At 58.3% G+C, this 20777-nt stretch carries 23 protein-coding genes and 1 tRNA gene; 2 read left to right on the top strand and 22 right to left on the bottom strand.

The annotated features are described in order from the left end of the window. Positions 1-31 precede the first annotated feature (31 nt). From nadA to AACY44_RS08090, 20 genes are all read right to left on the bottom strand, one after another. Entirely contained in the window at positions 32-1090 is a 1059-nt protein-coding gene (gene nadA / locus AACY44_RS07995) for a quinolinate synthase NadA (RefSeq protein ID WP_339417187.1), read from the bottom strand. 235 nt (positions 1091-1325) lie between these two features. Then, positions 1326-2903, bottom strand: coding sequence for a lactate dehydrogenase (locus AACY44_RS08000; protein WP_339438107.1), 1578 nt, complete (start codon positions 2901-2903; stop codon positions 1326-1328). Between the two features lie 228 nt (positions 2904-3131). After that, positions 3132-3207: transfer RNA gene (locus AACY44_RS08005), tRNA-Lys, on the bottom strand. Positions 3208-3270: 63 nt separating this feature from the next. Beyond that, the gene (gene queC / locus AACY44_RS08010) at positions 3271-3945 is read right to left on the bottom strand and encodes a 7-cyano-7-deazaguanine synthase QueC (protein WP_339417332.1); all 675 of its coding nucleotides are present in this window, start codon (positions 3943-3945) and stop codon (positions 3271-3273) included. Positions 3946-3961: 16 nt separating this feature from the next. Continuing rightward, on the bottom strand, positions 3962-4609 hold the full coding sequence (gene queE, locus AACY44_RS08015) for a 7-carboxy-7-deazaguanine synthase QueE (RefSeq protein ID WP_339438108.1): 648 nt from the start codon (positions 4607-4609) through the stop codon (positions 3962-3964). A gap of 164 nt (positions 4610-4773) precedes the next feature. Continuing rightward, positions 4774-5601 carry a tol-pal system protein YbgF gene (ybgF, locus tag AACY44_RS08020; protein ID WP_339417190.1) on the bottom strand — a complete coding sequence of 276 codons (828 nt, stop codon included), beginning with the start codon at positions 5599-5601 and terminating at the stop codon, positions 4774-4776. A gap of 6 nt (positions 5602-5607) precedes the next feature. Continuing rightward, a complete protein-coding gene (pal, locus tag AACY44_RS08025; protein ID WP_003193861.1) occupies positions 5608-6108 on the bottom strand; it encodes a peptidoglycan-associated lipoprotein Pal in 501 nt (166 codons plus the stop codon). 55 nt (positions 6109-6163) lie between these two features. Continuing rightward, the gene (gene tolB / locus AACY44_RS08030) at positions 6164-7444 is read right to left on the bottom strand and encodes a Tol-Pal system beta propeller repeat protein TolB (RefSeq protein ID WP_339417192.1); all 1281 of its coding nucleotides are present in this window, start codon (positions 7442-7444) and stop codon (positions 6164-6166) included. Between the two features lie 17 nt (positions 7445-7461). After that, positions 7462-8535 (bottom strand): cell envelope integrity protein TolA, encoded by a 1074-nt coding sequence (gene tolA, locus AACY44_RS08035; RefSeq protein ID WP_339417194.1) that lies wholly within the window; start codon positions 8533-8535, stop codon positions 7462-7464. Beyond that, entirely contained in the window at positions 8535-8987 is a 453-nt protein-coding gene (gene tolR / locus AACY44_RS08040) for a protein TolR (RefSeq protein ID WP_161793227.1), read from the bottom strand. The genes tolA and tolR overlap by 1 nt, the downstream gene beginning before the upstream one ends. 23 nt (positions 8988-9010) lie before the next feature. Continuing rightward, positions 9011-9706, bottom strand: coding sequence for a protein TolQ (gene tolQ / locus AACY44_RS08045; protein WP_339417195.1), 696 nt, complete (start codon positions 9704-9706; stop codon positions 9011-9013). Position 9707: 1 nt separating this feature from the next. After that, complete coding sequence (gene ybgC, locus AACY44_RS08050) at positions 9708-10163, bottom strand: tol-pal system-associated acyl-CoA thioesterase (RefSeq protein WP_071484353.1); 456 nt, start codon at positions 10161-10163, stop codon at positions 9708-9710. A 139-nt stretch (positions 10164-10302) separates the two neighbouring features. Then, positions 10303-11361, bottom strand: a complete 1059-nt coding sequence (gene ruvB, locus AACY44_RS08055; protein ID WP_024077146.1) for a Holliday junction branch migration DNA helicase RuvB — start codon at positions 11359-11361, stop codon at positions 10303-10305. Next, entirely contained in the window at positions 11362-11973 is a 612-nt protein-coding gene (gene ruvA / locus AACY44_RS08060; RefSeq protein WP_003175802.1) for a Holliday junction branch migration protein RuvA, read from the bottom strand. Between the two features lie 66 nt (positions 11974-12039). Continuing rightward, positions 12040-12564 carry a crossover junction endodeoxyribonuclease RuvC gene (gene ruvC / locus AACY44_RS08065; protein ID WP_339417198.1) on the bottom strand — a complete coding sequence of 175 codons (525 nt, stop codon included), beginning with the start codon at positions 12562-12564 and terminating at the stop codon, positions 12040-12042. Positions 12565-12659: 95 nt separating this feature from the next. After that, complete coding sequence (locus AACY44_RS08070) at positions 12660-13406, bottom strand: YebC/PmpR family DNA-binding transcriptional regulator (RefSeq protein ID WP_339417200.1); 747 nt, start codon at positions 13404-13406, stop codon at positions 12660-12662. 150 nt (positions 13407-13556) lie between these two features. Further along, a complete protein-coding gene (aspS, locus tag AACY44_RS08075) occupies positions 13557-15332 on the bottom strand; it encodes an aspartate--tRNA ligase (RefSeq protein WP_339417202.1) in 1776 nt (591 codons plus the stop codon). A 107-nt stretch (positions 15333-15439) separates the two neighbouring features. Then, the gene (locus AACY44_RS08080) at positions 15440-15661 is read right to left on the bottom strand and encodes an FmdB family zinc ribbon protein (protein WP_339417204.1); all 222 of its coding nucleotides are present in this window, start codon (positions 15659-15661) and stop codon (positions 15440-15442) included. A 171-nt stretch (positions 15662-15832) separates the two neighbouring features. Beyond that, positions 15833-16177: a ribbon-helix-helix domain-containing protein gene (locus AACY44_RS08085; RefSeq protein WP_065889943.1), complete on the bottom strand. Its 345-nt coding sequence runs from the start codon at positions 16175-16177 to the stop codon at positions 15833-15835. 181 nt (positions 16178-16358) lie between these two features. Continuing rightward, complete coding sequence (locus AACY44_RS08090; protein ID WP_003193874.1) at positions 16359-16832, bottom strand: Dps family protein; 474 nt, start codon at positions 16830-16832, stop codon at positions 16359-16361. 413 nt (positions 16833-17245) lie between these two features. Here AACY44_RS08090 and AACY44_RS08095 point away from each other — a divergent pair, with 413 nt between their 5' ends. After that, positions 17246-17848, top strand: coding sequence for a cold-shock protein (locus AACY44_RS08095; RefSeq protein WP_339417205.1), 603 nt, complete (start codon positions 17246-17248; stop codon positions 17846-17848). A 69-nt stretch (positions 17849-17917) separates the two neighbouring features. Here the strand turns inward: AACY44_RS08095 and AACY44_RS08100 are convergent, their stop codons facing one another. Together AACY44_RS08100 and AACY44_RS08105 are read right to left on the bottom strand one after the other, a co-directional pair. Next, positions 17918-18124, bottom strand: a complete 207-nt coding sequence (locus AACY44_RS08100) for a SlyX family protein (RefSeq protein ID WP_015885618.1) — start codon at positions 18122-18124, stop codon at positions 17918-17920. A 3-nt stretch (positions 18125-18127) separates the two neighbouring features. Next, positions 18128-18553: an HIT domain-containing protein gene (locus AACY44_RS08105; RefSeq protein WP_339436031.1), complete on the bottom strand. Its 426-nt coding sequence runs from the start codon at positions 18551-18553 to the stop codon at positions 18128-18130. 878 nt (positions 18554-19431) lie between these two features. On the opposite strand from AACY44_RS08105, the gene AACY44_RS08110 reads away from it, so the two are divergent. Then, complete coding sequence (locus tag AACY44_RS08110; protein WP_339436030.1) at positions 19432-20730, top strand: OprD family porin; 1299 nt, start codon at positions 19432-19434, stop codon at positions 20728-20730. Positions 20731-20777: the final 47 nt, after the last annotated feature.

The raw sequence follows: 20777 nt of genomic DNA on the forward strand, positions 1-20777 counted from the left end.
CTCCCACAGTTTGACAGTGTTCACAACGGGGTCAGGCGTTGCCGGCCAGCTTCAGGCGCGCAGCCTGGGTGAAGTCCAGCATGCGCTTGAGCGGGCGCACCGCATGCGGGATCACCGACGGCTCGACGAAGATCTCGTTGCTACCCTCACGCAGGCACTGCAGCGTGCGCTCCAGCGTGTTCATCGCCATCCACGGGCAGTGTGCGCAACTGCGGCACGCGGCGCCGTTGCCGGCGGTAGGCGCTTCGATAAAGACTTTGTCCGGGCACAGCTGCTGCATCTTGTAGAAGATGCCGCGGTCGGTGGCGACGATAAAGGTCTTGTTCGGCAAGCGTTGGGCAGCCGCGATCAGTTGGCTGGTTGAACCCACGGCGTCCGCCAGTTCAATCACCGCCGTCGGCGACTCCGGGTGCACCAGAATGGCTGCATCCGGGTACAGCGCCTTCATGTCTTCCAACTGCTTGGACTTGAACTCTTCGTGGACGATGCAGGCACCGTCCCACAACAGCATATCGGCACCGGTCTGGCGCTGGATGTAAGTACCCAGGTGCTTGTCCGGGCCCCAGATGATCGTCTCGCCGTTGTCCATCAGGCTTTCGACAATTTCCAGCGCACAGCTGGAGGTCACCACCCAATCCGCTCGGGCTTTGACCGCCGCCGACGTGTTGGCGTACACCACCACGGTGCGCTCGGGATGCTGATCACAGAACGCCGAAAACTCCTCCACCGGGCAACCCAGGTCCAGGGAACACGTGGCTTCCAGCGTCGGCATGAGAATGCGTTTTTCGGGCGTAAGGATTTTGGCGGTCTCGCCCATGAAGCGCACACCGGCGACCAGCACGGTCTTGGCCGGATGCGCGGCGCCGAAGCGGGCCATTTCCAGGGAGTCGGAGACACAGCCACCGGTTTCTTCGGCCAGGGCCTGGATCACCGGGTCACAATAGAAGTGGGCAACCAGGACGGCGTCTTGAGCTTTGAGCTCAGCAGCGATGGCGGTGCGCAGGCTCGCCTCTTCATCGGCGCTCAGGGCCTTGGGCTGCTTGGCGTCGAGATGGGCTTGGACCAGAAGGCGTTCAGAAATTTGCGTCATGTTCGCAAGACCTGCAGGCGCAGTAGCGCGAAAGTCGAGTGTACCACCGGCTCTGGAGCCCTTCGGGCGCCGCCGGACGAAGTGATTGTGTTCATCAAGCACGGGTAAAGGTGAAGCTCGGCAAGGCTACAGAATATCGAATGGATTCAAAAGCCTAATCTGGCATCTGCGGGCGCGTCTGTCGGGCAAAAAACGGGAAACCCCAGGGCGGGGCTGCCCGTTCTCGCAAGCGGTGTCAGCGCACCAGTGCAGATGGGTCTTCCTGCAACATCACCGAGGCATGCACGTCGGCCAGGGCATCTTTCAATGTGGACGCCTGCAGTGCATCTTTGGACTTCTTGCTTTCCTTGGCCGCGTATTCGAGAAGGACGAGGTAATCGCGCCTGACTGAGGCGTCTTTCGGCACAGTGGTGTCCTCCGTCAGCTTGCCCATCACATACTTCTGCGTACGAGTGTTCTGGCTGGCACTCTGCTCGACGGATGCGTTGACCAGCAGGCCGTCCTTGTAGGAGAGATTGGCCGAACTGCTGGCCTTGTCCTGCACTTGCACATAAAGATAGTTCTGCGACTCCAGGCTGCCATCCAGGGCCGGTGCCTTTCCACCCTTAAGGCCTTTATGGAAACTCGCGGAGAGGCTCGACTGCTGGTCCTGGCTGACGTTGCGGTCCAATGCGCTGCCGCCGCCGACGCGGGTCTTTTGCGACACTTGATAGGCAAAGCCGTCCACCTCGGACGGGCGCATCGGGTTGGGTGAGTCAGCGGCCTGCTTGATCGACGCCTTGAAATCAGCAAGGCCGGTCAGCAGTCCCTGGTCGGTCGGGTTGCGGGTCAGCGCTTCCGGCAGGGAAATGGCCTGTGGATAATGGCTGTTCATGGCGCGGAACGCGTCCTTGAACATCGCCATCAACTCCGGCTTGGCGCTGCCGCGTTCCTGCGCGCGATCAAACTGGGTGAGGTAGCTTTTCAGCGCATTGGCCTGCTGCTTGGCATCGCCCAGGATCGCGCTGTTTTTCAGGTCAACTGCCACGTTAAGTTCGCCCAGCGGGCCACTCATGCGTGTAGTACGGCTTTGACTGTCGGCGTGGAAGGCCAGGCTCAGGTCCTGACCGTCCAGGCCCTTTAGCGTGGCGTTGAGGTTCACCGAGGCCAGCAGCTTGGAATCAAACTGCGTCAGTTGGCTGAGGTCGAGCTTCGGCGGCGTCGCAGTCACCCCGTCTACGGCGGCCTGGAAGGCGCTGCCCAATTTGCCGACCGCCTCGAGTTCGTCATCGCTCAAGGTGCCGCCATCCACCGTGGCCTGCACACCCAGGCCATCGGCCTGGCTGGAGAGGCTGAAGGTCACGGTCTTGCCGCTGGCGGTCTGGATGCTGAGGCTCAGCAGATTATCGGCCTTGGTGTGCAGCAGACTCTGATCGATCTTGAGTTCGCCGGCGTTTTGCGCCCGATCCGCACTCGCGTACAAAACAGACTGGGAAACCCCCACCCCGCCGCCCTTGACGAATTGCGCAACCAGGCCGGTGCCGAGGCCACTGAAGCGGCTGGCTGTGGACAACGAGTTGAAGTTGGTATTTAGGGTTTTGCTGAGCGCATCCTGGCTTTCGCTCTCCCAGGCACGCACGGTCTCTTGACCCGGTAATTGCCCCCGGCGGGAATACGTGTCAGCAAGCGTATCGGAGACAACATTGCCCAGGCTGACGACCAGGGACGGTCGCTTTACGCTGACGTCCGTGCTTTGCGCCAGAGTGGCGCTCGGCGCTTCTGCCGGACGGGGAACAAGCGTAGTGGCGGAGGTGATAGGCGAAAGCATGGTCATGACGGTCCTTGTCCTGAGCTGTATAGCACTCAATCTACTCGCGGTTCGGATCGTTTGACAACAAACGGGGAGAAAAAGCCTTGCCCCTGTGACGCTTGCCGTCGAACAGATACAAAAATGCCCCAGGCTTCTTGTCCGCCTGGGGCTTTGGGTATGTTCAAACAGGCAAAAAAAAACCCGGAAATCCTCACTTGCGTGGGCCTTCCGGATTTTCTAAACCGCCAAATATGGTGGGTCGTGTGGGATTCGAACCTACGACCAATTGGTTAAAAGCCAACTGCTCTACCAACTGAGCTAACGACCCGCTGTGTGGTGGCGCGTATAATACTGATTTCTAAGGATTATTCAACACCTTATTTGAAATAAATCAGAAATAACGCGTTGGGTCAGCAATTCCGGCCGCTTGGAAGCCTTCTGCACGCAGTCGGCAGCTATCGCATTTCCCACAAGCACGGCCGTCATCGTCTGCCTGATAGCAGGAAACAGTCAGCGAATAATCAACGCCAAGCCCTACGCCAGCCTTGACGATATCGGCCTTGCTCAGGTTTTGCAGCGGCGCGAGGATGCGGAAGCCCTGCCCCTCTACACCGGCCTTTGTTGCCAGGTTGGCCATGCGCTCGAACGACTCAACGAACGCTGGGCGGCAGTCCGGGTAGCCGGAGTAATCCACCGCATTGACGCCGATAAAGATGTCACGGGCGCTGAGCACTTCTGCCCAGCCGAGGGCCAGGGACAGGAACACGGTGTTACGTGCAGGCACATAAGTCACCGGGATACCTTCGCTGGGCGCTTCCGGTACATCGATGCTGCTGTCGGTCAGCGCGGAGCCGCCGATGCCGTTGAGATTGAGGCCGATCACCTTGTGCTCTACCACGCCCATCTCACGAGCGACGCGGGCGGCGGCGTTCAGCTCGGCACGGTGGCGCTGGCCGTAGTCGAAGCTCATGGTGTAGCAGCTGTAGCCTTGCGCTTGTGCCATGGCAACCACTGTGGCGGAATCAAGGCCACCGGAAAGCAGGATTACCGCGCGCTTTTGATCCATTGTTTGTTCTGTCATATCAGCGTCCTGGCTCGTCGTTCCAAAGGTATTTATGCAACTGCAATTGCAGGCGGACCGGTAGATTGTCCGCCACGACCCAATCGGCAAGGTCACGCGCGTTCAGGTCATGGTGGCTTGGCGAGAACAGCACCTCACCCGCGCGACGTTCCAGGCCATATTGAATCAGCTTGGAGTTTGCCCAGTCGTAATCGTCGCGGGAACAGATAACGAACTTGACCTGGTCGTTCGCCGTCAGCAGGTCGATGTTCTCGTAGCGGTTGCGATGTGCTTCCTTGGAGCCTGGAGTCTTGAGGTCGACCACGCGACTTACACGGGGGTCAACCGCAGAGATGTCCAGAGCGCCACTGGTCTCCAGCGACACTTCATAGCCGGCATCACACAGCTGCTTGAGCAAAGGGATGGCATTGGGCTGGGCCAGCGGCTCACCGCCGGTCACGCAGACGTAGCGCGGTTTATAACCGGCAACCTGCTCCAGGATGTCATTGAGGGTGCGCACCGTTCCGCCACTGAAGGCGTAGGCGCTGTCGCAGTATTGGCAACGCAAAGGGCAACCGGTCAGCCGCACGAATACTGTGGGCAGGCCGGCCGTTCGCGTTTCACCCTGCAATGAGTAAAAAACTTCGGTAATTCGTAATGTGTCTTGCATAGTCGCCACGGGCGTAACAGCTAAACAGGCTGTCCGCCTCCGTCAGGCACCTCAAGAGACCCCGCCAACGCGTAGACCCCAGGAAGCGTGTTTCATAAAAGGGCGTGGATTCTAACGAAAAAACCCGCGCCAGGCGCGGGTTTCTTCTAAACGGGCGGCATTGCTTACAGGCGTTGCAGGTCCCGCTGGGCCAACTGGGCAGCTGAAGTACCCGGATATTGGGCGACGACCTGCTGCAGAATACCTTTGACCTTGTCGGTATGACCCAGGCGGCGTTCTACGTCAGCGAGTTTGTACAGCGAATCCGGCACCTTGGCGTGCTTGGGGTACAGCTGGCTGACCTTCGCAAATGCCTGGCCTGCACCCTGCACATCACCTTTGGCCAGGTTGACTTCGCCCAACCAGTATTGGGCGTTGCCCGCGTACTGGCTGTTCGGGTATTTGCGCAGGAAAGCGGTAAAAGCCTGGCTGGCCTTATCGAAATCTTTGGCCTTGATCAGGTCGAAGGCTGCATCGTAGTACAGCTTTTCCTTCGCCGGATCAACCGGTTCGCTGCTGACAGGGGCTTGGCTTGCAGCCCCCGCTGCGGCACCACCGGCAGCAGCGCTAGGCGCGCCACCGGCAGAAGAATTATCAGGAGTGGCGGCAGGTGAAACACCGGTTCCAATACGTCGATCAAGATCCTGGTAACGCTCCAGGCCTTCTTGCTTCAGCTGGTTCACTTGATTCTGCAGTACTTCAATGGTGCCTTGTTGCTGCGCCAATTGATCCTGCATGCGTTGCAGCTGGTTGAACAGTTCGCCCTGTGCCGAGGGAGCGGACGTAACCGCTCCCCCCGCATAGGCGCCGTTCGTACCATAACCCGCTGGTGGATAGCTGCTCCCGCTATTGTTATAGCCTGAGTTGCTATCTTCCACAGGAACCGCAGCCCACACCGCAAGCGGTGCGAGGCTGAGAGCCAATACAGTTAGAGCACGACGGCACGTTCGCATGACGAATTACTTACGCAGTTCGACGCGACGGTTTTGAGCCCAGGACTGCTCATCGTTACCGGTGGCAACTGGACGCTCTTTACCGTAGGAAACCAGTTCCAGTTGGCCTGGAGCAACACCTTGCAGTACCAGGTAGCGCTGAACGGCTTTCGCACGACGCTCGCCCAGTGCCATGTTGTACTCACGAGTACCACGGGCGTCAGTGTTACCTTCCAGAACAACGCGAGCGCCGTTAGCTTTCAGGTCCTTCGCGTGAACGTCCAGAGCGCGCATGGCCTCTGGTTTCAGGTCCGAACTGTCGTATTCGAAGTAGAAAGTGGTGATCGCGCGCAGAGCAGCTTCTTCGCTCAGGGAGCCGTCAACTGCACCAGTGTTAGCGCCGTAACCAGCGTTTGGATCAACAGCTGCGCCTTCACCGGCATTGTCGCCGCCTTTAGACGAGCAACCAACAGCTACGGACAGAGCCAGAGCCAGAGCAGCAAACTTACCAAACTTCAGCATTTCCATCGTGAAACTCCTAATGAACCCCAGTGTGTTAAGTACTTCTTTTTGTAGCGCCGCGTCAGTTCAGGTAAGGGGACCAGGATGGTTCTCTGACTTCGCCTTGTGCGGTAGGAAGCGGGAGCCTTACGCGTCCATTAATGGACACGAGCATCAAGACTCCCCGGCCCTGCTGGCGGGTGGCGTAGATTACCATGGTGCCGTTGGGCGCAACAGTGGCTGACTCATCAAGGTTGGTATCTGTGAGGATTTTTACGGTTCCGCGCTGCAAATCCTGGGCCGCAACCCGGAAATTAGTGAAACCATCCTGACGGTGAATCATCACCAACGTCTTTTCATCGGCCGAAAGCTTAGGGTTGGCGTTGTAGTTACCAATAAAGGTCACACGTTCCGCACCGCCGCCATTCACGTTTGCCTTGTAGACCTGTGGCTTACCGCCACGATCAGAGGTGAAGTAAATGGTCGAACCATCCTTACCCCAGAACGGCTCGGTATTGATGCCAGGGCCATTGGTTACGCGGCTGAGCTGGCGCGAAGCCATGTTCATCACGTAGATATCCGGGTTGCCATCTTTGGACAGCACGAACGCCAGGCGCGAACCATCCGGCGACCACGCGGGTGCACCGTTGAGGCCTTCAAAGTTAGTGATCTGCTCACGACGGCCAGTATCAATGTGCTGCACGAAAATCCGTGGGCGGCGCTGCTCAAAAGACACATAGGCAATACGCTTGCCGTCCGGCGCAAAGCGCGGCGACAGGATTGGCTCACGCGATTGCAGCAGGGTCACTGCGCGTGCACCGTCGTAGTCCGAGCGCTGCAGCGTGTAGCGCGTGTTATCCACGGAAAAACGTTCAGCCGTTACATAAAGCAGACGCGTCGAGAACGCACCCTTGATGCCGGTGAGTTTTTCAAACGACTGGTCCGAGATGTAGTGGGCCATGTCCCGCAGTTGTTCGGTGGTGCCCGAAACGCTGCCGGTCAAGACCTGCTGCTCGGTCGCCACGTTGAACAAAGTGTAGGTGATTTGCAGGCGACCGCCGGCCGGCGTGATGTTGCCGACCATCAGGTATTGGGCGCCAACAGCCTTCCAGTCTCGGAACACAACTTCGCTGGCCTGGTTCGGCTGGCTGATCATGTTGCCCTTTGGAATCGGTGCGTAGTAGCCGGAGTTGCGCAGGTCGTCACCGACGATCTGGGCCATGTCGTCCGGCAGCACGCTGCCGCCCTGCCAGCCGAACGGTACTACCGCGATCGGGGTGGCCCGATCGCTACCGCTGGTGACCAGGATGTTCTTTTCATCCGCCGCCGCTATCCCTGCCATACAGCAAATAACGACAAGCATTCCTCGAAGAAGGTTTCTCACAAGGCTAGATCCTCAGGTGTGAATGTCATCTTGAATGATCGATAGGGAGCGAAGTCGCTTGGTTTCATTCCCTGCATCTCGGTCAACCGGCCAATATTCTTGACCGCGGCAACCGCCGAACTGTCGAACGAACCGTCACCACTGGACTTGGCCACGCTGACCGAAGTCACCGTACCGTCCGGCAACATGCCGATCTGCAGCACTACTGTCATGCCTTTACGCGCCGAAGGTGGACGTGTCCAGCCTTCTGCTGCCCGCGCCCGAATCAGGTCGTCGAAACTGCCCGCGACATCATCGCCTTGCTCATCGGCCAAGGCTTGCTGACGCTGAGGCGTGTCGGAAAGCAAATCAGCCAAGGCCTGGGCCTTTTTCTCTTCGGCGGATTTACGCGCTGCTTCCTGGGCCTTTTTCTTGGTGGCGTCGGCGGCAGCTTTCTTCTTCGCGTCGTCGGCGATTTTCTTCTTCGCCTGGTCTGCTTCAGCTTTTTTCTTGGCGTCTTCGGCGGCTTTTTTCTTCGCGTCTTCGACTATTTTCTTCTTGGCGTCTTCAGCGGCCTTTTTCTTGGCCTCTTCTTCAGCAGCTTTCTTGGCTTCTTCTTCAGATTTCTTCTTGGCTATATCAGCCAATTGTTTCTCTTCAGCCTTTTTAGCTTCGGCAGCTTTCTCGGACTTCTTGGCTTCATCCGCCTTTTTCGCCTCGTCAGCTTTCTTGGCTTCGTCAGCCTTTTTCGATTCCTCGGCCTTTTGAGCCGCCTCTTCTTTCTTTTGTTCCGCAGCAGCCTTCACCGCTTCCTGCTCGACCTTCTTCTGTTCCATCTGTTCGACTTCAGTCTGGCGCGCAGCCGACTTCTGGGCCTCACCCGCAATCTTCTGATTGGTCTGGGTGGTGGCCTGACTTTTCGATTTCAGCTGATACAGGGTCGCCTGCACGATAGGCTTGGCTGGCGGCAGGTCCGGGGTCATGGCAAAGCTGACGAACAGCATGCCAAACACCAGGACGTGCAGGGCAATTGCCCAGACGCTAGGCCAGAAGAAGCTTTCCGAGGCGGACGGCTCTCGCTGTTGCTGCATCAGGGCGCCTCGGTAATCAAGCCAACGTTACCGACGCCGGCCTTCTGCAGCCCGCCCATGGCGCCCATGACGGAGCCGTAGTCGACCGACTTGTCACCGCGAATGAAGACCTGGGTGTGCTTGCCGCCTTCGTTGCCGGAGCGAATGATCTTGGTCACAGCGTCAGTCATCGCTGGCAAGGTGAGGGCCTTGTCCTGCTGCTTCTGGGTGTCGACTTCGCTGCCAAGGTTCCAGTAATAGGTCTTGTCAGCCTTGATCGAAATGGTCAGGACCTGAGTGTTGTTGTCTTGCGGCAAGGCTTCACTGGAAACCTTGGGCAGATCAACCTTCACGCCCTGGTTGAGCATCGGCGCGGTCACCATGAAGATAACCAGCAGCACCAGCATCACGTCGATGTAAGGCACTACGTTCATCTCGGCGACCGGCTTGCGCTTTTTGCGAGCTCGAGCGATTAAAGCCATTGGGAATTACCTGCTTATTCTTCGCTGGTGTGCACTTTACGGTGCAGGATCGCCTGGAACTCATCGGCGAAGGTGTAGTAACGGCCAATCAACGTTTCGCTGGTAGCGGCGAAACGGTTGTAGGCGATTACTGCCGGGATCGCAGCGAACAGGCCGATCGCGGTGGCGACCAGGGCTTCAGCGATACCCGGGGCAACGGTGGCCAGGGTCGCTTGCTGGGCCTGGGCCAGGCCGCGGAAGGAGTTCATGATCCCCCACACGGTACCGAACAGGCCGATGTATGGGCTCACGGAACCGACGGTGGCGAGGAACGGCAAGCTCTGCTCAAGCTTCTCTTCTTCACGGGAAATGGCGACGCGCATGGCGCGGGCCACACCCTCCATGACCGCTTCCGGGTCCACGCCTGGCTGCTGGCGCAGACGGGAAAATTCCTTGAAGCCCGCGCGGAAGATCTGCTCGACGCCCGAATCCGGGTCCGGGTTGCTACCGGCCTGGCGGTAAAGCTTGGACAGATCGATACCCGACCAGAAGCGCTCTTCAAAGCTCTCCAGGGCACGTCGACCGGCACGCAGCAGGTTGCTGCGCTGAAAAATCATGACCCAAGAGGTAACCGATGCGGCTACCAGGGTCAGCATCACCAGTTGAACCACAACACTGGCATTACTGACCAGGCTCCACATGGAGGAATGGTCGACGACGGTAGGTTCCACGCTAAATCTCCTGCTTTGATTGTTTACCCGCGCCGCTTACGCCGGCAAAGGCCGCACGTAGAGCTTCGGGAATGGCCCGGGGTTTCAAACTATTGGTGCGCACACAGGCCACCAGGAACTGCCCCTCACAGAGCAGCGTTGCATCCGTTGCCCGCCTGACCTGCTGTTTGAAACGCAGGCTGACACGGTTCAATTCGATTACTTCAGCGCTTACCAGCAATTCATCGTCCAGCCGCGCCGGCGCGTGATAGCGCGCCTCGCTGGAATGCACGACGAATAACAGGTCCTCCCCTGCCAGCTGGGATTGGGCAAAGCCCAGCTCCCGTAGCCGCTCGGTTCGAGCCCGCTCCATGAACTTGAGGTAATTGACGTAATACACGATGCCGCCCGCATCGGTGTCCTCGTAATAAACGCGACAGCGATGAGCGAACGACTGATCCCCGTTTTGCGCGCGCATACTCTAGTGCTTACTCCTCAGGTTGCCAATCCGGCCAGGCAACTGTTTTTTCATTCTCTGAAACATATCCAGTGACTGAAAGACGACGCCAGCCACTAGGACAGCACAAACATCGAATAAATCGACTTTCGTGAAGCTTTTAATCGTCCACTGCATCGAGGAATTCGTCTACCACGGGCATCTCACCCAATCGTGACGGAATGTTTAATCCGAAGTGCAGGTAGGCATGGCGCGTCACGACGCGGCCCCTCGGAGTGCGCATGATATAACCCTGTTGGATCAGGTACGGCTCCAGCACATCCTCAATGGTATGGCGCTCCTCGCTGATCGCCGCCGCCAGGCTGTCGACGCCCACCGGCCCCCCGTCGAACTTCTCGATCATGGTCAAGAGTAGACGTCGATCCTGGTGATCAAAGCCGTGTTCATCCACATCCAGCAGGTTCAAGGCCAGGTCGGCCACGGGCTTGGTGATATGGCCCTTGGCCCGCACTTCGGCAAAATCCCTCACGCGACGCAGCAAGCGGTTGGCAATCCGTGGCGTACCACGGGCGCGACGGGCGATTTCAAACGCGCCTTCCGGGTCAAGCGGCAAGCCAAGAATGCCTGCCGAACGGCTGACGATGGTCGCCAAGTCTGCGGTGCTATAGAACTCTAGACGTTGAACAATGCCAAAACGGTCTCGCAGCGGGTTGGTCAACATGCCGGCGCGGGTGGTGGCGCCGACCAGCGTGAAAGGTGGCAGGTCGAGCTTGATCGAGCGCGCCGCAGGGCCTTCGCCGATCATGATATCGAGCTGGAAGTCTTCCATCGCGGGATACAGCACTTCCTCGACAATCGGCGAGAGTCGGTGGATCTCGTCGATAAACAGCACATCGTGCGGCTCAAGGTTGGTCAGCAATGCTGCCAGGTCGCCCGGACGCTCCAGCACCGGGCCGGAGGTCGACTTGATCGACACGCCCATTTCCTGGGCAATGATGTTGGCCAGGGTGGTCTTGCCCAGACCCGGCGGGCCGAAGATCAGCGTGTGATCCAGGGATTCACTGCGTCCGCGCGCGGCCTGGATAAACAATTCCATCTGCTCGCGCACGGTAGGCTGGCCAATATAGTCCGCCAGGCTCAGTGGACGGATGGCGCGGTCCTGGATTTCTTCACGGTCGCGCGGGCCGGTGGCCGCGATCAGACGATCAGCTTCAATCACTTAAATCATTCCCTTCAGGGCACGGCGGATCATGTCTTCACTGCTCAGGTTCTTGTCCTTGATGGCCGATACGGCCTTGCTGGCTTCCTGCGGCTTGTAGCCCAGGGAGATCAGCGCACTGACCGCATCACTTTCGGCGCTGGCGACCTGCCCCGCCGGCATATCCGGCTGGTTCGGCACCAGCGCAAACATGCTCGGCACGACTTCCCAGGCCTTGAAGCGGTCCTTGAGTTCCACCAGCAGGCGCTCGGCGGTCTTTTTGCCGACGCCGGGCACCTTGGTCAACGCAGAGGTATCCTGGGCCGAAACAGCTCGCACCAGTTCATCCACTTCCAGGCTCGACATCAAGGCCAGGGCCAGTTTCGGCCCCACACCATTGAGGCGGATCAGCTCGCGGAAGAAGTCACGGTCGCGCTTGCCAATGAAACCATAGAGCAGTTGTGCGTCTTCGCGCACCACCAAATGAGTGTGCAGTGTTATCGGCTCACCGACCGACGGCAGGCGATACAAGGTGGTCATGGGCACTTCCAGCTCATACCCCAACCCATTTACATCCAGAATCAGGTGCGGCGGCTGTTTCTCAGCCAGGGTGCCGCGCAAGCGTCCAATCACGGTTCGTTCCTTAAAGCTTGGGGTCAGATCAAGGCCTGACCGGAAATAACGATTGCGCTGATGCTATCAGAGACGCAGGCGCCCGCCACGACTGCGTGCCGTACCGAGGCCGTGCGGTAGGAGACTGGATCGGGTGTGCGCATGGCAAATGGCGATGGCCAGGGCGTCGGAGGCGTCAATCTGCGGCTTGGCGGTGAGTTTGAGCATGTGCATGACCATCATCTGCACCTGTTCCTTGTTGGCCCCACCGGTGCCGACCACGGCCTGCTTGACCTGCGTCGCGGTGTACTCGGCAATCTCCATGCCCTCCTCCGCGCCGGCCACGATGGCCGCGCCACGGGCCTGGCCAAGCTTAAGGGCTGAGTCGGCGTTCTTTGCCATGAACACCTTCTCGATGCCCATGGTCACCGGCCCGTACGTCTGGATCACCTCACGCACGCCGCGATAGACAATCTGCAGGCGCTCGGCCAACTCGCCCGCGCCGGTACGGATGCAACCCGAGGCGACATAGATGCAGCCGCGCGGGGTGTGTTGCACCACGCCAAAACCGGTGATGCGCGAACCGGGGTCGATACCTAGGATTAAAGTCATAGCGCCTGCAGGTTGGGTAAAACAATTTTCGATACAGAGGAGATCCAATGTGGGAGCGGGCTTGCTCGCTCCCACATTTTGATCTACGTCACCCATCAGCCTAGCTGTGCGGCAACTTCTTCCGGGATATCGGCGTTCGAATACACATTCTGCACATCATCCAGGTCTTCGAGCATGTCCAGCATCTTCAGCACTTTCTGCGCACCGTCCAGATCCAGCTCGGCGCTGGTGGTCGGCAGCATCACGATTTCCGCGTCAGTGCCTTTGAAACCAGCGGCTTCCAACGCATTGCGCACGGCATAGAACCCGGCAAACGAGGTGAACACGTCGATGGAGCCATCGTCGTTGGTCACCACGTCGTCGGCATCCGCCTCCATCGCGGCTTCGATCAGTGCATCTTCATCCACACCCGGTGCAAAGGAAATCTGCCCCTTGCGCTCGAACAAGTAGGCCACCGAACCGTCAGTACCGAGGTTGCCGCCGCACTTGCTGAACGCATGGCGCACAGCCGCTGCGGTGCGGTTGCGGTTGTCGGTCATACACTCGACCATCACCGCCACCCCGCCCGGGCCATAGCCTTCGTAGCTCAGCTCGACCATGTCGTCGGTATCGGCGGCACCGGCGCCACGGGCCACGGCGCGGTCGATGATATCGCGGCTCATGTTCGCACCCAGGGCCTTGTCCAGCGCCAGGCGCAGACGCGGGTTGGAGCCAGGGTCACCACCGCCTTGGCGGGCAGCGACGGTCAGCTCGCGGATCCACTTGGTGAAGATCTTGCCTTTCTTGGCATCTTGACGCTCTTTGCGGTGCTTGATGTTCGCCCACTTGGAATGGCCAGCCATAACACAACTCCGAAATTCTGTAGAAACCTTAACAATCCCACCCCAGGTGGGACTTCCCTCTTTAAAGCACAGCCCTTGTAACGCAAAGGCGCATCCGAAGATGCGCCTTTTTAGACTGCGTAAACCTCAGTGCGCTTTCACGCTGCGGCCTTACTCAGCTTTCGGCGTCTCACGCAGACGAATGTGCAGTTCGCGCAATGCCTTGGCATCCACCACACCTGGAGCCTGGGTCATGACGTCCGCAGCACTCTGGGTTTTCGGGAAGGCGATCACTTCACGGATCGACTGGGCGCCGGTCATCAGCATCACCAGGCGGTCCAGGCCGAAGGCCAGGCCACCGTGGGGCGGTGCACCGTATTTCAGGGCGTCGAGCAGGAAGCCGAATTTCTCTTCCTGTTCCGCTTCATTGATACCCAGCAGACGGAAGACCGACTGTTGCATCTCTTTGCGGTGGATACGGATGGAGCCGCCACCCAGCTCAGTACCGTTCAACACCATGTCGTAGGCACGGGACAGAGCGCCAGCCGGATTGGCTTCCAGCTCTGCCGGCGTGCACTTCGGCGCGGTGAACGGGTGGTGCAAGGCGCTGAAGCTGCCGTCGTCGTTCTCTTCGAACATCGGGAAGTCAACAACCCACATCGGTGCCCACTTGCAGGTCAGCAGGTCGAGGTCGTTGCCCAGCTTGATGCGCAGTGCGCCCAGCGCTTCGCTGACGATCTTGGATTTGTCGGCGCCGAAGAACACGATGTCGCCATCGACCGCACCGACGCGATCGAGGATCGCGTTCAGGTTGTCCAGCGGGATGTTCTTGACGATCGGCGATTGCAGACCCTCAACGCCATTGGCGCGCTCGTTGACCTTGATGTATGCCAGGCCCTTGGCACCGTAGATGCCGACGAACTTGGTGTAATCGTCGATCTGCTTGCGCGGCATGCTCGCGCCGCCAGGCACGCGCAGGGCGGCGATGCGGCATTTAGGATCGTTGGCCGGGCCGCTGAACACCTTGAAGTCGACCTCCTTGAGCTGGTCGGCCACGTCCACCAGTTCCAGCGGGTTACGCAGGTCTGGCTTATCGGAACCGTAGCGGCGCATGGCTTCTTCGAAGGTCATGTGCGGGAATTCGCCGAACTCCAAGTCCAGCACTTCCTTGAACAGGTTGCGGATCATTTGCTCGGTGAGGTCCATGATCTCTTTTTCATCGAGGAAACTGGTCTCGATGTCGATCTGGGTGAATTCCGGCTGGCGGTCGGCGCGCAGGTCTTCGTCACGGAAGCACTTGGCGATCTGGTAGTAACGGTCGAAGCCGGCCACCATCAGCAGTTGCTTGAACAGCTGCGGCGATTGCGGCAAGGCGAAGAAGCTGCCGGCGTGGGTACGGCTAGGCACCAGGTAGTCACGCGCGCCTTCCGGGGTGGCCCGGGTCAGGATCGGCGTTTCAACGTCCAGGAAGCCGTTTTCGTCGAGGAAGCGGCGGATGCTGGTGGTCATGCGCGAACGCAGGCGCAGCTTCTCGGCCATTTCCGGACGACGCAGGTCCAGGAAGCGGTAGCGCAGGCGGGTTTCTTCGCCCACGTCGGAGTACTCGTTGAGTGGGAACGGCGGGGTTTCCGACTCGTTCAGCACTTCCAGCTCGTAGCCCAGCACTTCGATGCCGCCGGACGCCATGTTCTTGTTCACAGCGCCAGCGGGACGCAGGCGAACCTTGCCGGTGATCTTCACAACGTATTCGCTGCGCACGCGGTCGGCGGCGGCGAAGCTCTCGGCGCGATCCGGGTCGAACACCACTTGGGCCAGACCATCACGATCACGGATATCGAGGAAGATGACCCCGCCGTGGTCGCGGCGACGGTGAACCCATCCGCAAAGGGTGATTTCCTGACCTTCCAGGGTCTCGTTCAGTTGGCCGCAATAGTGGCTGCGCATCATGGTAGTGGTTTCACTTCTCGTAATTCGAAATTCGGTGGAGGCCCGCTTCGTCACCGTACATTAAAGCAAGGGACGGATAATGCAGGAGCCTGCGCGTAGAGTTCAACTCAGTCTGCTTTGTCGCCGCCGGCCAGGTTCTTCTTCGAGCCGGTCTTGAAGTCGGTCTCGTACCAGCCGCTGCCGCTCAAGCGGAAGCCCGGCATGGACAACATCTTCCTGAGCTCCGGAGCCTGGCAGGCAGGGCAATCGACCAACGGCGCGGCGCTTATCTTCTGAATGGCTTCCAACTGATGACCACAGGAAGCGCATTGATAGTCGTACATGGGCATGGAGATGTCTCGGCGATCAGATCGTTACTGCGCCACGCCTGCCCTGCGGGTTCGCAGCATGCGTAGCAAAGCGCGTGATTATATCTGGTAAATCGAGGCAGCGCAGCCGGCTTTCTGTCCTGAGCCTTACCCACCTCAGCTCATACATGGGCCGGCCCCGGTGCCCGGTGACTACCCCGGTGAGTATGAAGGTTCAATACGCCCTTTCAAGACGTGAACCACGCACACCACCCTGACCAACCCACTGAAGTTCTTCACACCGCCATAACGCAAGTGCACTTCCCGATCGACGTAAGACAGCAACGCACTGACTGAACAGGCGTTGATCCTGGCTATTTCCGTGAGGATATTCCAATAGATCTGCTCCAGCCGCAGACAAGTGGAAAACCCGTTGAGCCTCACCGACCGGGACAATGGCTTGGCCAGCCCCATATCGAACCCTTTTGCAAAAGGGTCGACCTGTATCTTATGAAAACCACCGGTTTCCATCACTCCATTACCGACTCCACGTGACATACACCTGACACTCCATTGCCAAACAGCAGCCCACGGGATATCCCCTTGGGCAATGGCCCTATAAAACAGCAGCGAGCAGCGGGCAGCCAGAAGACGTGGGAGTTGATCGGCGTAGGACAACGCCAGGAAATGCGCGGAAACAAGCGAGCGGCGCCAGGACGGCGCCACTCAGGGTCGGCGTTTACTGATTTTCGAGCAGCGAACGCAGCATCCATGCGGTTTTCTCGTGAACCTGCATACGCTGGGTCAACAGGTCGGCCGTGGGCTCATCGCTGACCTTGTCGAGCAATGGGAAGATGCCGCGCGCTGTGCGAGTGACGGCTTCCTGACCGGCCACCAGTTGCTTGATCATCTCTTCGGCACTGGGTACGCCCTCTTCTTCCTTGATAGAAGAAAGACGGGCATAGATCGAATACGCACCCGGCGCCGGGAAACCCAGGGCGCGGATACGCTCGGCAATGGAGTCCACCGCCAGGGCCAACTCGTTGTACTGCTCTTCAAACATCAGGTGCAACGTACGGAACATGGGGCCCGTGACGTTCCAATGGAAGTTGTGGGTCTTCAGATACAGTACGTAGGTATCGGAAAGCAGTCGTGAAAGCCCATCGACGATGGATTTACGATCTTCTTCACTGATACCGATATCGATTGCCATGTTTATCCCCTTCAATTGACAAGCATTTATTGATCAGGTGCAGGACCACTCTAGCAAGAGTGCCGGTGATGCGCAGCCCGGAGCGGCAATTCGCCCCGGTGTAACCTGCCAAACGGCGCAGCCGCAGCCGTCGAGCCATGTGGGAAATATCTCTACCAGCCGTGTGAAGGGCCTGTACGTGTCTAGGACAAGCGTTTGACGCAGAAATGCCGTCCTCCTTGCAACACCCCGAAATGCTTGATTTGAGTAGCCACAGCCTTTGCTGTTAAATAGACGGCGTGTCGTCGCCGTTACTTTCTGCGGCAGCGACATAGGCTGATACCCGCGCACGTGCCCAACGCCTCCCATTGTTCAGAAGCGAACCGTGCCAGTCAGCTCTTCCTCGTGATCCGTCTTAACGTGAGTTAATCAAAATGTTGAAAATCGTCCACCTGCTAACGGGCGTTGCAGCTTTGCTGCTGTCCTTTATACCGAGCTTGCAACAGGGAAGCCCTCCCTACCTGGAACAACACGACGCTCTGTACCTGGCCTTGTTCGGCCTTCTTAACCTGACGCTGGCACCCGTGATCCCTTACTGGAACAAAGGCACACGTCATCAACTGCAAAACCTGGTCAGCGCGCTGCTGGTGCTGACCGTTGTCGTACAAACCCTCACCCTCCTGGCCCCCATGCCAGAAGTCGGCGGCCACCCGGCCATCCTGCTCAGCCTGGTGATTGCTGTGGTCGCCATCGTTCTTCACTTGGCCATCAGCTTCTACCGTTCGTCTCCTGCGGCCTCGTCGCCAACCTACGACATGACCAATCGGGATACCGGTACCGTCAAGTGGTTCAACACGTCCAAAGGCTTCGGCTTTATTTCCCGCGATTCGGGCGACGATATCTTCGTCCACTTCCGGGCCATTCGCGGCGAAGGCCATCGCGTCCTGGTGGAAGGCCAGCGCGTGGAATTCTCCGTCATGAATCGCGACAAAGGCCTGCAAGCCGAAGACGTGATCGCTGCACTGCCGCGTCGCTGATACGCGCCTTCGAAGCAAAAAAAACCGCGAGCCAGCATTGCTGGATCGCGGTTTTTTTATGCGCGGCTATTAATAGTGAGGCGGCGGTGCTTCTTCTTCCGATGTCTCGAATTGGCCGCCCATCTCTTCCTGGCGCTTGAGCAGCGCGGTCATCTGCAACTGCAGGCGCTCGACCGCACGCTGCTGCGTGACCAGAATGTCGTTAAGGGTCTCGATCGTGTCATCCTGGAAGGCCAGCCGGCTTTCCAGGTCGGTAACGCGGTCTTGCAAATCCATAATTCAGCCCTGGGTAAAGATGAAATCGGCAGGCAGCAGCTCACGCAGACGAGCGCGGATGGCTGTCACTTGCTCATCGGTGTAAGGCTGGGCCGGATGCCTGCCCCACACCGGCGCCGGCCAAGCGGCGTCGTCGCGTTTGCGCACGATCACGTGCACGTGCAACTGACTGACTACGTTGCCCAGTGCGCCGATATTCATCTTGTCAGCCGCAAGGCCTTCATTCAGCAATTGCGCCAAGGCGGTGGTTTCTTGCCATAAGCGCTGCTGGTCGGTGACATCCAGTTGAAACATTTCGCTGATACCGTTGATACGCGGCACCAGGATGAACCAAGGGTAGTTCGAGTCATTGGACAGCAGCAGGCGACAGAGGGGGAAATCCCCAATGACCAGCGTGTCTTGTTGAAGGCGTTGATCTAAAGCGAACACCGCAGGCACTCCGTTCGGCAGGACAGGTTCAAGGCCGATAGCATACCTGCGAATCGGTACTGCTTCACGCCGCGCCATATGCGCATTTGCAACGCATGGTAAAAAGAGGCGCACCATTTCGAGACAGTCGAATTTTTCGACTACGCTCAATGACCACTACTTCAGCGATTGGCCAGATGCTGGTCGAACCATTGCGACGAGACCCTCGGTACAGAGGCCTCAACACGCAAAGGCATTGAGCCATCACTGCAAACCGAGCCATGAGGGTTATTGCACCAAAATGACCCACTCATGCCTCAAAGCGAGCCTCCGTCTACCCACCGAATGGGGTGAACGGGTAACGTTTTTGCAAGGTTAAGGATTTATGCACTCGCGAACAGCCAAAGAGCATGGGCATCACGGCCTAACCAATCGGCGTAAAAACCCCGTGTTTGTGCGGTTTTCACGAAGCTGTAACGTTTTTCACGAAAAAATGACATTCAATTTTCGGTTTGGGCGCGCTTGTTGCATTCATCCCCCTATCGTCGGCAACGGCACCTGAAGGGATCCAGGTGTTTCGCGATGAAAACAACAGCGGTTCAGTGTGCACCAGGGAAGATTTCAAACTTTAAAATCACGTTTTCTACGCGCTTTTAACGGTATGGACACAGCATTGAAGTTGTCAGTCTCGTTACAGTGAGGCTGTGAAATTGCGACATGGATCTAGCAATTTACGACCCGCTCGTCGCTCGTAAAGAAGCTGAAAGGAAAGTGGGGCAAGTATCGCCAACATTGTCAGCGTGATATAACTTTGCGCCGACACAAAAAGAAAGAGCCGCCCAGACAAAAATACAGGTGGGACGGCAGTACTCTTCCTAAAACCAAAGGAGCAAATCACGATGCGCGTGATGAAGTGGAGCATGATCGCCCTGGCTGTTTCAGCAGGCACTACGCAGTTCGCAATGGCGTCCGCCCAAAGCGATTCCAAAGGCTTTGTTGAAGACAGCACTTTCAGCATTAATACTCGCGCTCTGTACTTCAGTCGCGACTTCCGTAACAACCCGTCGGGCCCGAACTCTCAGAGCCGTGCCGAAGAGTCCGGTCTTGGCTTCAACGCCCTGTACCAGTCGGGCTTCACCCAAGGCACCATCGGTGTCGGTGTTGACGTGATTGGCTTGCTGGGCGTCAAGCTTGACAGCGGCAAGGGTCGCACTGGTACCGGCCTGTTCCCAACCGGTTCCGACGGTCGCTCGCAAGACGATTACTCCAAAGGCGGTGCCGCCATTAAGTTCCGTATCTCTGATACGGTCCTGAAAATCGGTGACCAATACACCACAGCGCCTGTGTTCGCCTCTGACGACAGCCGCTTGCTGCCAGAGCTGCCACAAGGTATCTCGATCACCAGCAGCGAGATCAAGGGCCTGAAGCTGGAAGGCGGTCACTTCACTTCCAGCGTTGCGCAGAACCAGACTTACCATGACAGCCTGGGCCTGACCAAAACCGACTTTGTCGGTGGTGTGTACTCCTTCACCCCAGAGTTCACCGGTAGCCTGTACTACGCGAAAACCGAAGATTACTTCCGTAAGTACTACAGCAACCTGAACTGGACCCACGCGCTGAGCAACGATCAGTCGTTTGCCTTGGACTTCAACATCTACGACACCAAGAGCGAAGGTGAAGGCCTGCAACGTGCAGCCAAAGACAGTGCCCTGCCTTTGGCAGCACGCACGAAGCTCGACAACCGCGCGTTCAGCTTGCAGGGTGCCTACACCGTTGGTGCACATACCTTCACCCTGGCAGCCCAGAAAGTTACCGGTGACGGCGACTACGGCTATGGCGTAGACGGCGGCGGCACAGTGTTCCTGGCCAACTCCGTCGCCCGTTCCGACTTCAACGCCGAAGGCGAGAAGTCCTACCAGGCTCGTTATGACATCAACATGGCAACCTTTGGCATTCCTGGCCTGAGCTTCATGACTCGTTACGTGACCGGTAGCGGCGCCAACACCGCCACCACCTCGAACGGTAAAGAGTGGGAACGCGACATCGAAGCCAAGTACGTGATCCAGAGCGGCCCAGCCAAAGACCTGAGCCTGCGTGTACGCCAAGCGACCTATCGTTCGTCTGATGGCGTTTACTACGGTTCTTCGTCCATCGACGAACTGCGTCTGATCGCGAACTACCCGCTGAACATCTTGTAATTGACTTTTTGATTGCAACGATGACTTAAGGCTTCTGCCTTAAAACA

This window comes from Pseudomonas sp. RA_15y_Pfl1_P11 (assembly GCF_963970975.1).
GTDB lineage: Bacteria > Pseudomonadota > Gammaproteobacteria > Pseudomonadales > Pseudomonadaceae > Aquipseudomonas > Aquipseudomonas tritici.